Below are 16,358 nucleotides of genomic sequence, written 5' to 3' on the forward strand. Positions count from 1 at the left end.
TGATAACGATTTTTCTGAAGGGTAGCGGGTCGGGCGGGCGCGTAGGAAATATCTAAAAGTGAGGATGACCGCGGGTTTGGGTATACCGCGTTTTTCAGCAGTATTTAATTGACGCCGGAATAATGGCTAATTAGTATCGCGCCACTATTTTGCTACTGCTTTTCAGGACGGGGACGAGCACGCTCTTACCCGCCTTGGGACGAAGTCATGTTTGGCTCTGCTGCCGACCGACTTCGGCATGGATGACCTTTAATTGCGCTGCAACGAGACCCGATCATGGACGACCGCCAATACGCCTTCCTGGCCCGCCAACCTTCTGCTGCCCTGAAAAACCGCGAGCGGTTTCTCGGCATGCCCAAGCGCGGCCTGGCGTTCCTGCTGGCCAACGTCATGTTCTGGCAACCGATGTGGGCCCAGGCCGAAGGCATTGTCGTCAGCGCGCCGGGCACCGGCCTGGACCAGGCAGGCAACGGCGTGCCCATCGTCAACATCGCCCGTCCCAACGGCAGCGGTCTGTCCCACAACCAGTTCACGGATTACAACGTCGGCAGCAACGGCGTCATCCTCAACAACGCCACAAACCGCACCCAGGCCACGCAACTGGGCGGGATCATCCTCGGCAACCCGAACCTCAACGGCACGGCCGCCACAACCATCCTCAACGAAGTCAACGGTGGCAACCCCAGCCAGCTGCGTGGCTACACCGAAGTGGCCGGGCAGTCGGCCCACGTCATCGTCGCCAACCCCTATGGCATCAGCTGCAACGGTTGCGGCTTTATCAACAGTCCGAAAGTGACCTTGAGCACCGGCAAGCCAGTGGTGGAGAACGGTCGGCTGGATCGTTACCAAGTGGATCAGGGCAGCGTTGCCATCGAGGGTGCAGGCCTTAACGCCAACAACGTCGACCACTTCGAAATCATCACCCGTAGCGCCAAGATCAACGCCGAGATCCAGGCGAAAAACCTGACGATTGTTGCCGGACGCAATGACGTCAACGCCGACACTTTGAGCGCCACCGCCCGCGCCGATGACGGCAGCGCCAAGCCGCAATTGGCCATCGACTCTTCGGCGCTGGGTGGGATGTACGCCGGGGCGATCAAGCTGGTGGGCACCGAGGCCGGGGTCGGGGTGAAGCTGGACGGCAAGTTGATTGCCAGTGGGGGGGATATCCAGCTTGATGCCAATGGGCATTTGAGCATGGTTGATACCTCGGCCAGTGGCGCTGTGAACGTTAAGGCGGCCAGCCTCGATGCGAAGGGACCGGTCTACGCGGGCACGACGTTGAATGCGCAAACCCAGGGCGACCTGACCAACCAGAAAACCCTCGCGGCGCGGGACGGCATCGTTCTGAACGCGGGTGGGCAGTTGAGTAACAACGGCATCATCGAGGCTGGGGTTAATGCTGATAACACCCGTAATGCCACGGGGGATGTGAGTGTCACGGCGCAGAGCCTGAACAACAACGGCAAGAGTGTCATTGCCAGTCGTAACCTGACGGCGAACGTTGCGCAGACGTTGAGTAACCAGGGCGGGACCTTGAGTGCCGGGCAGGCCGGTACGGTAAAAGCTGCATCCCTGGACAATCAGAACAAGGGACGGGTGCTGAGTAGCAATACCCTCAACGTTACCGCCGATAAACTCCTTAACTCCCAGGGCATCGTCAACAGCAACGGCAACCTGACGACCAATGTCGGGCAGTTGATCAACAACGCTGGCGAAGTCAGCAGCCTGGACAACGTCACGTTGCGCGTTGCCTCGCTGGATAACGTTGCGGGTCTGGTGGCGGCGGGGCAGATGCTCGACATCACCGTCAGCGGCCGGATAAACAACCAGAGCGGGCGCCTCACGGCGAGCAAGAACGCTCAATTAAGCGCCGGGTCGCTGGATAACCGCCAGGGATCGCTTTCTGCCCAACAAGGGCTGAACCTGGACCTGGCCGGGCAATTGCTCAACGCTCAGGGCAGCGTGATCAGCAGTGACACGCTGCAACTGAAGGCCGGTCAGGTGAACAACGCCGCTGGCCGCATCGCCAGTGCCAAGGCGCTGGATGCCAGTGTCACCGGCCTCGATCAACAGGACGGCGAACTGTTCAGCAACACCCGCCTCAGCCTGGACATGAACCACGGCCAGTTGAACAACCAGGGCGGTCTGATCAACGCCTCGGGTGCGTTGCTGTTGAACAACCTCAAGGACGTGAACAACCAGAACGGGGAAATTTCCAGCAAGCAGGCGTTCACGCTGGCGGCGGAAAACTTCGATAACAACGACGGCAAACTGCTGAGCAACCAGGGCTTGATGCTCAGAATTGTCCAAGTGCTGAACAACGTTCGAGGCGTCATCTCGGCGGCATCGGTGGACAGCCGCAGCAACCGCCTGGACAACAACGATGGCCTGATCAGTAGCCGTGATCGACTCGATCTGGCGGTCGACACCCTACTCGACAACCAGCGCGGATCATTGATCGCCGACGGTGCGCTGCTGTTGGTTGCGGACCGCCTGGACAACCGTGGCGGGGACATTGCCGGCAAGACCGGACTCAACGCCACCGTCAACACCCTGGACAACCGCCAAGGCACTCTGATCAGCACCGATGCTCTGGCGCTCAAGGCGACCAGTCTCGACAACCGTCAGGCGGGCTTGATCGGCGCGACGAAAACCCTGGATCTGAACGTTGACGAGCTCGATAACCGTGGCGGCGAACTGACGGGCAACGAAGACGTCACGCTGGTCAGCCAGAACCTCGACAACAGCGATGGTGGCCAGATATTCGCCGGGCAAGCGCTGAAGCTGACGGTCGATAAATTGCTCAACCGCACCAAGGGCTTGCTCAGTGCCAAGACCGAATTAGCGCTGAACGGCGGCTCCCTCGACAACAGCAGCGGATACTTGATCAGCCAGCAGAATCAGCGCATCGACCTGAGCCGCGACCTGCTCAACAACCAAGGCCAACTCAGCAGCGAAGGCACGCTGCATATCACCACCGCCAACCTCACCAACACCGGTGGCAGCCTTTCCAGCGCCGCCGACCTTTCCGTGTACAGCCTGGGGCGGCTCGACAACCAGGACGGCGAACTGGTCACCGACGGCGCGTTGTTACTTACCAGCGCCGCACTGGACAATCGTCAACAGGGCCACATCAGCGCCAAGGGCGCGGTGGGCGTCACGACCGGTGCTTTCGATAACAGCCAGAATGGGCGTCTCAACGGTGGCAGCACGTTGAACCTCGTGGCTCGCCAAGTCACCAACCAGGATGGCGCAAGCATCGGCAGCCAAGGTGCGTTGACGGCGTCGGTTACCGGTCTCGATCAACAGGGCGGCAAGCTGTTCAGCAACGCCACGCTGAGCCTGGACATGAACAACGGCCAGCTCAACAACCAGGGCGGTCTGATCAACGCCCCGGGCACGCTGCTGTTGAAAAACCTCAACGGCGTGAACAACCAGGGTGGCGAAATCTCCAGTGCCGAAGCCTTTACCCTGGCGGCGCAAAACCTCACCAACGACAACGGCAAAGTGCTGAGCAGCCAAAGCCTGACCCTGCGCATCGCCCAGGCGCTGAACAACGTCAAAGGCCTGATCGGCGCGGCGACCGTCGATACCCAGGCGCAAAGCCTGAACAACAACGGCGGCACACTCACCAGTCGTGGCAACCTCGTCCTGACCGTCGATCAACAACTGGATAACCAGGCCCAAGGCCTGATCAGCGCCGCGCAGCAGCTTACCCTTAGTAGCAGAGACCTGAATAACCAGGGCGGCAGCGTATTGGCCGGTGGCGCGTTGGTCCTCAACGCCATGGCCCTGAACAACAACGCCAACGGCCTGATCAATGCCCAAGGCGACCTCACCCTCGGCGCCGATTCCCTGGATTCCGCCGACGGTGGTGAAGTGTCGGCCAAGGGCGACATGAGCTTGACCCTGGCATCGCTGACTCAAAACGGCGGCCGCCTACTGGGTGAAAAAGCTGTCACCCTGAGCCTGGGAAACGGCGACTTGAACAATCGCAACGGCCTGATTACCGCCAAAGGTCCGCTGACGTTCAATGCCTTGCGCGACCTGAATAACCAGGGTGGCGAAATCTCCAGCAGCCAAAGTTTCAACCTGGGCGGCCGGACACTGGACAACAGCGGCGGCAAGCTGATCAGTAGCCAGAACCTGGGCCTCGATGGCCAGGCACTGATCAACCAGAACGGTTTGATCTCCGGCTGGCAAGGGCTGCTAGTCAAGGGCGCGGATCTGGACAACCGCAACAACGGCACGCTGTCCAGCCGCAACGGCAACGTGACCCTCAACCTGTTGGGCAACCTGCTCAACGGCAACGGCGGTGCGCTGGTCAGTCAGGACAGTCTCGGTGTGACAGCCGTTTCGGTGGACAACACTCAAGGCATTCTCAGCAGCGGCGGTGCGCAAAACCTCATCCTCAGCGGTGCGTTGGATAACAGTCAGGGCGGCCTGATCGACAGCGGCGCAGGCCTGACCATCAAAGCCACTTCCGTGGCGAACGCCAGTGGTGCGGTCAACGCCCAGCAAACGCTCACCCTCAACATCAATGAGCTGGACAACCGCCAGGGCAACCTGATCGGTAACGCCGAGGTCAACCTGAACCTCAATGGCGCGCTGAACAACAGCGGCGCCAAGCTGGCCAGCGCCGGCCCGCTGACCGTTAAAGGTGCGACGGCGATCAACAACCAGGGCGGTCAAATCGCCAGCCAGGATCAAATGACCCTGGTCACCGGCTCCCTGGACAACAGCAACACCGGCACCGTCGCAGCAAAAAATGCCCTGGCGATCACCGCCACCGGCACCGTGCAGAACCATACCAACGGCCTGATCTACAGCCAGACGGCGGATGTTGAAGTCGATGCTGCGAGCTTGGCTAACGGCAGGGGCGAGATGCAAGGGCAGACCGGCCTGGATCTCGTACTGAGTGGTGATCTCGACAACCAGGGTGGCAAGCTGATCGCCCAAACCGGCAACATCAGCCTTACCGCAGCCAATATCGACAACCGCGGCGGCACCCTTGCCGCGCTCAAGGGCGCCCTTGAAGCGCGCACTGTGGGCGTACTGCGCAACGGCTTCGATGTGAACAACAAGGGCGGCGTGATCCAGGGCCAGCGCTTGGATATCCGCGCCTTGGCCGGCCTGAACAACAACGGTGGGCGGATTGCGGCTCAAGCTGGCGATGTCGTCATCAACACCGCCGACCTTAACAACCGTGGGGGTGGCCTTTTCGCCCAGGGCCAGGTCAGCATCAGCGCTGCCGACCTGGATAACGGCGCGGGTGGACAGTTGGCGGGCGAGACCTTGAATTTCACCCTCGGGGGAGCTCTGAGCAACGTCGGTGGCGTCCTCGAAAGCGACAGCTCCATCGGCTTGAGCGCGGCCAGCCTAAACAACCAGGGCGGCCAGTTGCGTACCCTCGCCAGCGGCGGCAGCACTCGCCTGCAAGTGACAGGCGTGCTGGACAACCGCAATGGAGTGATGGAGGTCGCCAACCAGGACTTGACCTTACGGGCCGGCAGCTTCCTCAACACCGGCGGTCGCCTGCTGCATGGCGGTACGGGTGAATTCCAGATCGACTTGGCCAACCTGGGCAGTGCCGGTGGTGACATTGTGACCCTCGGGGGCCTGACCGTGAGCGCCGCCAACTGGACCAACAGCAGCGTGGTCCAAGCCGCGCGGCTGAACATCGACGTCGGTCAACTGACGCTGACTGGCAGCGGCCAGTTGCTGGCGACCGACAGTTTGGTGGGGCGTGGAGGTAACTGGACCAACAATGGTCTGATCGCCAGTAACGGCACACTGGACGTTGCCCTGACCGGGCTATACGCAGGTAGCGGCCAGGTCACCAGCCTCGACAATCTCGGCCTGAGCGCCGCCGCTGTACAGGTGTTGGGCGCTGGACGCATCGCCGGTGCGAGCGATGTGCAGGTCAGGGCCGGTGGTACGTTGGTCAATCAGGGGCGCATCACCTCGGCCGGAAACCTGACCCTCAATACCGCCAACCTGAGCAACAGCGGCACGATCGGCAGTGGCGGCAAGCTTGACCTAGTCAGCCAGGTGCTGCGCAACGAGGGTGCCGATGCGGGTAATCAAAGTTTGATTTCCAGCGGTGGTGACATGCGCCTGCTGGTCGGCGACTTCACCAACCGTTTCGCTACGGTTTATAGCCTGGGAGGCCTGCTGGTGGCTGGCGATGCAGCGCTCAACCGCGCCAACCGCATCGACAACGTATCGGCCACTTTGCAGAGCGGTGGGGCGATGGGGCTATACGCCAGTACGGTCAGCAACCGCAAGGATGCGTTCTCCGTCAGCGAACAGTTGGTTTCCGGCACCATCACTTACCAGTGTCTTAACTGTAAAGGACGGCACTACGACTTCTTCTATTACCTGACCGAAGAGATTGTGCGTTCCGTGCAGGCGGACTCCGCAGCGGCATCAATCAATGCTGGCGCCGCGCTGAAAGTGCAGTCGTCACTTTTTGAGAACAAGCACAGTACTGTCAGCGCCGCGTCCTCAATCGACATCAGCGCAGATAACTTCAACAACGAGGGGGCATCCACAGAGAGCGTGCTGCGCACCCGGCAGTTCCGCAATCCCAACGACAGCGAGCGAAGCTCCGTCTGGGACAGCCTGACGCGTGAGGGCGGGGCAATCGCCGAATACGCCAAATACAACTCAAAAACCCAGTACGTCTACCAGGAAGAATGGTATGACGGCGACGGCGGCAGTTACATGTCACCGGTTGACCGAGGGAAACAGGACACCGGCATAGCCAACCCCAACTACCGGCCTAACTCGGGATATGCAGTACCCAGCAAAATCCTGGGTTATACGCTGATCGATACACGCGAGACGCAAACCAACACAGGCGTGGCCGCCAATGCCGTCATTCAGGCCGGCGGCGCGGTTAACATCACCGCCAGCCAGACGCTGGGCAACGGCGTTACGCGCCAGAACACCGGCTATTCCAGCCAAGCCCTGAGCGCGGCAAACACTCAGGCCGGCAGCCGGGTCAATCCCAACACTGCACGCATCAATGCGCAGTTGCCGCCGGACCTGGCCCAGCGTCAGGTCAACCCGCTGGACCTACCAGGCTTCGCCCTGCCCACGGGCGGCAGCGGTTTGTTCCGTCTGAGCGCTCTAGCCGCAAGCCAGGCCAACGCCTCTGGCGTCGCACCGTCGCCGGCCAATTGGACCCTGGGAGGTGCCAGCATCGGCCTCGCCCAACGCCAGCAACCTTTGGATCTGACCGGCCCAACCCAGCTGAGCGGCGGCAATGGACCGATCTTCCAGCCTGGCGCTTCAGCGGTGCTGCCGCAGGTGCTTCCCGCAGCAGCGCAGGGCGTCTCCAACACCGCCACCGTGGTCAATCCGCAGAGCATCGCTCGAGTCCAGGGCCTACCCGTCAACAGCCGCGGACCGCAGCCGCATAAATATCTGGTCGAGACCGATCCTGCACTGGCTGACCTCAAGCAATTCATGAGCTCGGATTATCTCCTGGACAAGTTGGGGTATGACTCGGACGCCAGCTGGAAGCGCTTGGGCGATGGCTACTTCGAGCAGCAGATGATCCAGCAGGCGGTGGCGGCTCGCACTGGCAAGCGCTTCATTGATGGGCAGACATCTGACGAGGCGCTGTACCGGTATCTGATGGACAACGCCATCGCCAGCAAGCAGCAACTGGGTCTATCGGTAGGCGTTACCCTGACCGGCTCTCAAGTGGCGGCCTTGACCCACGATATCGTCTGGCTTGAAGAGCACGAAGTCATGGGCGAGAAGGTGCTGGTGCCGGTGCTCTACCTGGCCCACGCCAACGACCGCCTGGCGCCGACTGGCGCGCTGATCGAAGGCCAGGATGTGAACCTGATCGCCGGTCAGAACCTGGAGAACAGTGGGACCCTGCGTGCCAAGAACAATCTGTCGGCCAGTGCCGGTCAAGACCTGGTCAACAGTGGTTTGATCCAAGCAGGCGGTCGCGTCGACTTGCTGGCAGGCAACACCCTGATCAACGGCGCCGGAGGCATCATCAATGGGCGTGATGTCAGGATGAATAGCCTGTTGGGCGATGTGATCAACGAACGTACCCAGACGGTGCAGAAGGGTGGTTACGTCATTGAAGGCAGGCTGGACAATGCCGCGCGCATCGAAGCGACCAACGACCTGACCTTCGGTGTCGGTCGCGACATGCTCAATATAGGGGGCGTGATGCAGGCCGGTCGCGATCTGGAGATCCGCACTGGGCGTGACCTGCTGATCGGATCTGCCGAACAGACCTACAGCTACCAAAACGGTACTCGCAATCGCAGTGAGTCCATCAAGCAGTCCGGCTCGCAGATCACTGCCGGTCGCGACCTGGATATGGGGGCAGGGCGGGATTTTGCCGCCATCGGTAGCAATCTCGAAGCCAAGCGCAACATTGCCATTGACGCGGTCAACGACATGACTCTGGCGTCGGCAGCCAACGAGGATCACTTCTACTCCAAGAGTAAAAAGGTCACCCGCCAGGAAGATCACGTCCGCCAGGTCGGCACGAGCCTGAATGCTGGCGGTGACGTCTCTATGACCGCGGGTGAGGATCTTCGCCTGATCTCCAGTCGCGTCAGTGCCGGTGACGAGGCTTATCTCTACGCCGGCGACCAGCTCGAACTGATCGCCGAGACCGACAGCGACTACTCGCTTTACCAGAAAAAGAGTAAGGGCAGTTGGGGGAAAAAGAAGACCAAGCGTGACGAAGTGACGGACGTGCGTCATGTCGGCAGCGCGATCACCACGGGCGGCGACCTGACTCTGGAGAGCGGAGGCGATCAGCGATACCAGGCGGCTAAGCTCGAAAGCGGGAAGAACATCACACTGGACAGTGGCGGTTCGATTACTTTCGAAGCCGTAAAAGATCTGCATAAAGAGGATCATTCAAAAAGCAAAAGCAGCATGGCCTGGAGTTCGATGTCGGGCAAGGGCAGAACCGACGAAACCCTGCGCCAGACACAGATGGTTGCTGCCGGTGCCATCGCGATCAAAGCCGTCGATGGACTAAACATCGACATCAAGCAAGTCAATCAGGAGACCGTTCACCAATCGATCAAAGCCATGGTCGATGCTGATCCGCAACTGGCTTGGTTGGCCGAGGCCGAGAAGCGCGGTGATGTGGATTGGCGCAAGGTCAAGGAAGTCCACGACTCCTACAAGTACAGCCACTCAGGTATGGGGCCGGCTGTGCAGATGATCATTGCGATCCTTGTGGTCTATTTCACAGCAGGTGCGGCCAGTGGCCTGATTGGCAGCATGGCCGGGGCCACCGCAGGCTCAGGGACCGCCATGGCGGCCGGAACAGTGGCCGGATCGACGGTAGTCGGTGGCACAGTGGCCACTTCAACTGTGGCCGCAGGTTGGGCGAACGTGGCGCTTACGGCTGTCGCAACGGGCGCCGCAAGCAACGCCTCCATCAGCTTTATCAATAACGGCGGGAATCTGGGCGCCGTATTCAAGGATGTAACTTCTTCGGATGCCTTGCGCGGTTACGTGGTTTCGGGGGTTACGGCGGGACTGACGGCCAGCATCTTCGACAAGATGACCAGTACCACCACCACTGTGGAGGGCGCCTTGCCTAACGCAGGTAAAGTCATTGCGCAAGGCGGCTTAGGGAGTCTGGAAGGAATCGGTCGGTTCGGCGCTAACCAATTGCTGCAGAACGGTACCTCAACCTTGTTGGACCGGGCGCTTGGTGGTGACAGCCAGTTCGATAACGCCCTGCGTAGCAGTTTGGCGAATACCTTTGCTGCGGCGGGATTCAATCTCGTTGGGGATCTTGGCAAGAAATTCGATTTGAAAGAAGGGGGGCTGGCCAAGGTTGGCTTGCACGCGGTCATGGGCGGACTGGCGGCTGAGGCGGCTGGCGGTGATTTCAAAACCGGCGCGCTGGCTGCGGGTGCCAACGAGTTGTTGATTGATAGCTTGGCCGAGCAGTACACCAAAATGACCAAGGAGCAAAAGGACAGGCTTCTGGTAATGAACTCCCAAATAGTAGGCGTGCTTGCGGCCGCTGCGCAGGGAGGGGATGCAAAGAGCCTTCAGACCGGGTCATGGGTGGCGGGCAGTGCGACTTCCTATAATCGGCTGTTGCATTCGTCGGAGAAGAAAGCGCTTGCTGATGAGGCCAAGGCTCTTGAAAAGAAGGGCAAGCCTCAGTCGGATATGTCTTGGGAAGAAGTACTGCTTCTTGCTGCCAATGCTCAAGTTGACGCTACCGAAAACGCGCGGTTGCAGGCACTTGTGAAGAGCTTCCCCCCGGGCAACCCTGAAGGTCAGCACCTTGCGCAAGACTTGCTAAAGGCGACCGAAAGCATTCAAGGATTGGCTGCTCAGAACATTGCGCTCACCTGGGGCGACGGGCGCACAATTGTCGCCAATGGTGCCGAGGTACATGCGTTTCAGGCGACGAAGACTCAGTTCGTTGATTCTGGCTTGTTCAACACCGCGTCTCAATGGTCTAGCAACACCAACTGGGCCAACGACCCGGAGATCGTTCCCACGGCCTGGAGGGAGCAGTTCGGTGGAGACGCCGTCACTTATCTGAGGGAAATCGCTGGAGTTTCCAGTAGCAGGGACGAGTTCAACGATTTGGTGCAAAGGGTTTCAACCATAGTCGGCGGTGGGATCGAAAGGGTCACCTGGGATTTGGATGCTGCGCTTGCGGCTACGGGCGCGCCTGCGGTATTAAGGGCTTTGCTGGCTAGGCGGCTTGCTGCGGCAGGTGGTGCCGTAGGCGGTGCAAAAGAACTGGGGAGACTTGAACCACCCATTCCCAAAGTAAATGTCACAAATGACTTCATTATGAGCGTGTCCAACGGGGGCACTACTCTCAGGTATGGCAACCCTGAGGGCGTAGCGGGATTGGTCGTGAATGTGGATAAAGCAGGAGTGCTGGGATTTGAGATTCGTGCAGCACAAAATCATCCTTTCTACGATGCATCAGGCACCGATATGTTCGCCAGCGCAATGCAACGCCTCGGCAATGAAGGTATCCAGGTCAACCAAATCCGTGGGGCCTGGGAGGCGGGTACTGACAGCGTTAATACGGCTAAATATCTGCAGAATATTGCCAATGGAATGTCAAAAGAAAATGCTGCTTTGAATACTTGGACAGGCCAGATATCCCAAAAATACGGATACACGAAGGTCGAAAAAATTGAAAACATTGGCGAAATTATCTATGTCACTTTCGGAAAGTAGATATTTGTTAGCGGAAATACTGAATGGGAAGTCGCCAAGCGTCGTGTTGAACATGATGCTTGAGAATATTCCCGATTTAGATAAATATGTTTTGGCAGATATTTTTTTGGAAGAGTTTGATCGTTTGGATAGCAAGATTCTTCCTGTGATATGGAAATGGAAGAGTGCGAAATCTATTAGAGGTATATCTGATCAGAAATTTGATGAGGCGGTACTTGCTCAGATGAGATCTGTAGGTTACATGGTGTAAACAATAGGGTTGACTGAGATTTGCCTTAATTATTGGAAAAGCGGAAAAGGGGACTGATTTGAATGGCACTTACTTAACCTTCTTTGGATGTCCATTCTTCCTGACCTCGGCCCTTGCTGATCGACGTGTTTTCATCAGCATGGGGTAAGGCTTGGGTCTTCGCTTTATGGCGCGCGGCTCAATCCTGTCTGGTCAAGTTGAGACTTTCCGCACCTGAGGGCCCCGTGGGTTTTGACGCTCTCGTTCCCATTTCGAACCGGGCGACTCGTAGGTCGCCCGTTTTCATTACTCAGCAGCCTGCGCCCGCAATCGCCTCCCAATCACATCCATCACATCACACCCATCACGCAGCGCTATCGTCAGCATTTTGCAAAAGTCGGAAAGCACCCCCGCATCGGAGTTGATATCCGAACGGAACGCGATGTTTTCCAACACTTGAGTCACGGTGCGAATGCGGTAATCGGCGGTTTCAAAAAGGACGTCGAGGGGAGCTTCGGTGTCGATGAGCAAGGTAGCGGGTGTGCAGTCAATGCCAGTAATGGGCATGTATCGTTTCATGTTTTGGCTTCCTCTATTTAAGTGAATGCCATCACTCAAACGTCGCCAAACGAATGGGTGACAGCTGTACGCAGGTTGGCGAACCGGCAATAGAGAACCGGCAGACCCGAAGGTCTCCCGCGCACAGCCGCCATAAAACGACTTTTGCGGGTGCGCAAATGACTACGAAAAAGCCATCAGCTTGCGCATTCTCTACTGTCAGATCGCCAAACCTGAATCGCCATGTTGGGCGACGGGCGGACTATAAGCTTCATCCCTCCAATGCTGCGAGGCAACGGTTCTGAGGTTTACGTAGGATTCGTAGCGAGGCCAGCAGCAGGAGCTCAACGTGTCCTGGGCGTGAGCTTCACCTCCGAACAAGTCGCCGCGCTGACCCACGACATGTCTAGGTGGAAACGTAGGGGTAAATGGCGAACAACGCCTGGTGGCGGTGCTGTCCATGGCCAACGCCAATAATCGGTTGACCGCCTCTCAAGTGGCGGCCTTGACCCACGATATCGTCTGGCTTGAAGAGCACGAAGTCATGGGCGAGAAAGTGCTGGTGCCGGTGCTCTACCTGGCCCACGCCAACGACCGTCTGGCCCCGACTGGCGCGCTGATCGAAGGCCAGGATGTGAACCTGATCGCCGGTCAGAACCTGGAGAACAGTGGGACCCTGCGTGCCAAGAACAATCTGTCGGCCAGTGCCGGTCAAGACCTGGTCAACAGTGGTTTGATCCAAGCAGGCAGTCGCGTCGACTTGCTGGCAGGCAACACCCTGTTCAACGGTGCCGGAGGCATCATCAATGGGCGTGATGTCAGGATGAATAGCCTGTTGGGCGATGTGATCAACGAACGTACCCAGACGGTGCAGAAGGGGGGGTTACGTCATTGAAGGCAGGCTGGACAATGCTGCGCGCATCGAAGCGACCAACGACCTGACCTTCGGTGTCGGTCGCGACATGCTCAATATAGGGGGCGTGATGCAGGCCGGTCGCGATCTGGAGATCCGCACTGGGCGTGACCTGCTGATCGGATCTGCGAAACAGACCTACAGCTACCAAAACGGTACTCGCAATCGCAGTGAGTCCATCAAGCAGTCCGGCTCGCAGATCACTGCCGGTCGCGACCTGGATATGGGGGCAGGGCGGGATTTTGCCGCCATCGGTAGCAATCTCGAAGCCAAGCGCAACATTGCCATTGACGCGGTCAACGACATGACTCTGGCGTCGGCAGCCAACGAGGATCACTTCTACTCCAAGAGTAAAAAGGTCACCCGCCAGGAAGATCACGTCCGCCAGGTCGGCACGAGCCTGAATGCTGGCGGTGACGTCTCTATGACCGCGGGTGAGGATCTTCGCCTGATCTCCAGTCGCGTCAGTGCCGGTGACGAGGCTTATCTCTACGCCGGCGACCAGCTCGAACTGATCGCCGAGACCGACAGCGACTACTCGCTTTACCAGAAAAAGAGTAAGGGCAGTTGGGGGAAAAAGAAGACCAAGCGTGACGAAGTGACGGACGTGCGTCATATCGGCAGCGCGATCACCACGGGCGGCGACCTGACTCTGGAGAGCGGAGGCGATCAGCGATACCAGGCGGCTAAGCTCGACAGCGGCAACGACCTGACCGTCAGCAGTGGTGGCGACATCACTTTTGAAGGCGTGAAGGATCTGCATCAGGAGAGTCACGAGAAGAGCAAGTCCAGCGCAGCTTGGTTCAGCATGAAGGGTAAAGGTCGCACTGACGAGACCCTTCGCCAGAGCGAACTGACTGCCCAGGGCGACCTGGTGATCAACGCGGTGGGCAAAATTCACGCTGACGTGCGGCAGGTGAACAAGCAGACGGTCAGCGCGTCCATCGATGCGATGGTCCAGGCTGATCCAAAACTGGCATGGCTCAAGGAGCTGGATGCACAGGGTGGTGTTGACTGGCGGCAAGTGCAGGAGATTCACACCAGCTTCAAGTACGCGAACTCCGGTCTGGGCCCGGCTGCGCAGATGATAATCGCGATTCTCATGACCGTCATGCTCGGCCCTGCGGGTGCTGGTCTTGGCGGCTGGGCACTGGCAGGTGCGTCCAGCCTGGCAACCACCGGCACGGTTGCGACCATCAACAACAAAGGAGACATAGGCGCCGGTTATAAAGCCGTTCTGAGCAAAGATGGCCTTACCAACGCCGCGATCGCAGCCATCACTGCCGGTGTAGCCGAGAACTATCTGGGCGATATGACCATGACCAAACAGGTCAATGGTAAGACTGTGATCGACTTGGGATCGGTCGAAGCCGTTAGTCATTTTGCAGGCCAGCAGTTGATCAACAACGCATCCGCTGCTGCGATTGCCAAGGCTTTCGGTAGGGACGTTACGTTGGCGGGTATCCTCCAGTCGACGGTCTACAGCACTTTGTCGGCATACTCTTTCGACCAGGTGGGCAACCTCTCGCTGAAGACTGGCAGCCCGGAGAAGATCGCTCTGCATGCGTTGGTAGGCGGCATGATCGCCGAAGCATCGGGTAGCGATTTCGCTGTGGGTGCGATGGCCGCGGGTGTGAACGAGACGTTTGCCAACCAGTTGCGGCGAATGTCGGCCCAGATGAGCCCAGAGAATCGCGACCACCTGATGCTCATGTCTTCTCAGTTGCTCGGCATAGTGGCTGCCGCTGCCGTGGATGGCGGCAACGCGAATAGCCTGCAGACAGGCTCGTTTGTAGCTGGCAGTGCGACCCAATACAACAACCTCAACCACCACGACATGAGTGACTTTGTCGGGGATATGAATGCCTGTGGTAGCAACGAGACTTGTCAGAAAAACACGTGGGAAGGGGGGAAGTACGAACAGATCAGTAAAGAAATCACCGATTGGTCGGAGAAGGCCGTCAGTGGAGCTTTTGCCAAATCCTTGCTGACTTCGATCCAGGGTGGGCTGACCGCTCTGAAGGATCTCAACTGCACGACGGCGACTTGCACGCAATATAAGGACACCCTGACTGAGCGTGCGTTGAACGACCTGACGAATCTGGCGAAGGTCACTGACCAGTGGGAAAACGCAACGAGCTTGGCTGCGTTGGTTATACCAGGCTCCGGCGGTTCGCGTGGTGCTGGCGCTGGCGAAGGAGGAGTTTCGCCCAGAGTACAGGCGGCTTTGGATAAATTCCAAGAAGCCAAGGCTGTACGTCATGGAGCGTCTACAGGCAAGAATGGCGAACAAGCTACTCTGCCGGCAGGCTATCGTGAAGGTAGTTCAGTAGGGGCTGCTTTCAATACGACGGGCGGCTTGCCCGACGGCTATCGTCGAGTCATCAACACTAAAACTGGTAATACGGAGGTTCTGGCGGCGGATGGCAAACTCTATTTAGAGACCGGCAATGGACTGACGCTGAAGGCCGGGGGTAATCCTAGTGGGCTGGTTGAGGCAGAAAAAAATAATGTTGGTACAACGGCAGGAAGGGTAGCTAAGCTCCTTGAGGATGCTAACCAGCAGCTAGAGCAATTCATCGGAACATTTGGTAAATATAAGCCACCAACTGTTATCGGTGCCGTGGATCCGGTGACAGGAAAAATAGTTACCACCTCCAGCGGAGCTGTTCCAAGTAGGATTGCGCCTGAATTGCAGGCTTACGCGGAAAAACTAGGTGGTTTGGGGGTCAAAACTGCATGTGGGAATACACTGGGTCGTTGTGCTGAGTTTAGGGCTGCTAATGAACTGCTGCTGAATAATCCTGGCCTTAAGTTAAGTGATATTAAATTTACTTCTGCTATTCGTCCTCGAACAGGTGAAGTGGTTCCGCGTTGCGAAAATTGTACAAATATTTTTGGGGCTGAATAATGGAAATGGATGATGAATTTTTAGAGGTGAATGATTTAGATTGGTTCGCATCTTTTGAAGGCGGCCATCTGGCTCATTTCGCGACTGGAGGACGGGGCTTTGTTCCGCAGGCAGTAAGAAGTTCGATTGCTGATTATGAAGCGATTTACGACTTTTTTTCCTCGTTAGATGAAAAATTTGATTTTGAAGTGATTGAAGAAAATCTTCCTCTATTTAACAATGATGCTCAGCGCAATCGATACTTGCAGTCGTTTATTCATATGGCAAAAAAAGGATTGTATAGCTATGATGCTGGTGATGGTTTTTATAGATTGGTAGTTAGGCCTAAAGAAGCTAGGAGTTGTTCTGAGTTGCCGCCAATTATACGGAGTGTTCTCTGCTCGCTACCAATAGTTTCTTTTGGGTGTGTGAATAATATTAAAAATTCTGATTTGGGTGTTTGAATGCGTGCTGTTATGTTTCTTTTGGTTTCGAGAACTAAAATGGTTAGACTTCAATGACATTTTTACTTCCCCTCTTCG

At 57.7% G+C, this 16,358-nt stretch carries 4 protein-coding genes and 1 pseudogene; 4 read left to right on the forward strand and 1 reads right to left on the reverse strand.

Annotation, left to right across the window (positions count from 1 at the left end):
• Nucleotides 1-276: 276 nt before the first annotated feature.
• Together LOY70_RS04320 and LOY70_RS04325 are read left to right on the forward strand one after the other, a co-directional pair.
• Nucleotides 277-11,226 carry a filamentous hemagglutinin N-terminal domain-containing protein gene (locus tag LOY70_RS04320; RefSeq protein WP_265033681.1) on the forward strand — a complete coding sequence of 3,650 codons (10,950 nt, stop codon included), beginning with the start codon at nt 277-279 and terminating at the stop codon, nt 11,224-11,226.
• 52 nt (nt 11,227-11,278) lie between these two features.
• On the forward strand, nt 11,279-11,476 hold the full coding sequence (locus LOY70_RS04325; RefSeq protein ID WP_265033683.1) for a hypothetical protein: 198 nt from the start codon (nt 11,279-11,281) through the stop codon (nt 11,474-11,476).
• Between the two features lie 285 nt (nt 11,477-11,761).
• On the opposite strand, the gene LOY70_RS04330 is transcribed toward LOY70_RS04325, so the two are convergent.
• Nucleotides 11,762-12,034: a hypothetical protein gene (locus LOY70_RS04330; protein WP_265033685.1), complete on the reverse strand. Its 273-nt coding sequence runs from the start codon at nt 12,032-12,034 to the stop codon at nt 11,762-11,764.
• A 460-nt stretch (nt 12,035-12,494) separates the two neighbouring features.
• On the opposite strand from LOY70_RS04330, the pseudogene LOY70_RS04340 reads away from it, so the two are divergent.
• Nucleotides 12,495-15,837: pseudogene (locus LOY70_RS04340) on the forward strand (hemagglutinin repeat-containing protein); the annotation flags it as partial.
• Complete coding sequence (locus tag LOY70_RS04345; protein WP_265033690.1) at nt 15,837-16,280, forward strand: hypothetical protein; 444 nt, start codon at nt 15,837-15,839, stop codon at nt 16,278-16,280. The pseudogene LOY70_RS04340 and the gene LOY70_RS04345, both read left to right, overlap by 1 nt.
• Nucleotides 16,281-16,358 lie beyond the last annotated feature (78 nt).

Source organism: Pseudomonas sp. B21-054, from assembly GCF_026016345.1.
Lineage (GTDB): Bacteria > Pseudomonadota > Gammaproteobacteria > Pseudomonadales > Pseudomonadaceae > Aquipseudomonas.

What these genes read in the sequence shown, in the direction of transcription:
- LOY70_RS04320 (WP_265033681.1), top strand. Translation starts at nt 277, where the DNA reads ATGGACGACCGCCAATACGCCTTCCTGGCCCGCCAACCTTCTGCTGCC.
- LOY70_RS04325 (WP_265033683.1), top strand. Translation starts at nt 11,279, where the DNA reads ATGATGCTTGAGAATATTCCCGATTTAGATAAATATGTTTTGGCAGAT.
- LOY70_RS04330 (WP_265033685.1), bottom strand. Translation starts at nt 12,034, where the DNA reads ATGAAACGATACATGCCCATTACTGGCATTGACTGCACACCCGCTACC.
- LOY70_RS04345 (WP_265033690.1), top strand. Translation starts at nt 15,837, where the DNA reads ATGGAAATGGATGATGAATTTTTAGAGGTGAATGATTTAGATTGGTTC.